A 614-nucleotide genomic window follows, 5' to 3' on the forward strand; every position below is an offset into this window, starting at 1 on the left:
CCCTTATATTTTTTATCTTTCTATATCAAACGGTTAAGAGGATAATTGCCCTCTAAAGAATCATTAGGTTATGAAAATCGGAATATAGAAAAATTGCACCTGTATGTCAATATTTATCTGCCACAGAAGGATTGCGGCATGGATACAAAAGGAGAGTTGAGGACGGACTTGGATAACCATCTGTTTTCAGTACAATTTGTAAACAACGTTCTTAAATTCATATTTCCTGATACTATAACCCGAGCGGTTCACGGCAAACCGGCGAGCCACTGACAGGCCGGGGCGATCAACACTTTCTGATCGCCGTTTGATAGCCTTCGAAACCCTTCCGCCTCCTCGACCAGCTGCACCGCAGGAACCTTCAGTGCGTTCTGAAACTTCACAAGCGCCCTTGAGGGCTGCACATCCGAAAGTTTTGCCTCGACCAGAACAACGGGTTGATTGTCATTCGCAATGAGAAAATCGACTTTTTCCTGTTCCTTGTTCTTGATGAAATACAGCGAGAATCTGCCGTACCCCATGTCATTCCATAATGACACCGCCCGAAAAAGCTCGCAGGCAACCCTGTTTTCAAAGCAAGCCGCCGGGGCTTTGACAAGCGGCGCATCCCACAG

At 46.3% G+C, this 614-nt stretch carries 1 protein-coding gene; it reads right to left on the bottom strand.

The genetic code is table 11. The annotated features are described in order from the left end of the window. Positions 1-248: 248 nt before the first annotated feature. Positions 249-614 (bottom strand): hypothetical protein (locus P1P89_23310; GenBank protein MDF1594451.1); only part of this gene is annotated, 366 nt, incomplete at its 5' end.

It is taken from the genome of Desulfobacterales bacterium, from assembly GCA_029211065.1.
In the GTDB taxonomy this organism is placed as follows: Bacteria; Desulfobacterota; Desulfobacteria; order Desulfobacterales; family JARGFK01; genus JARGFK01.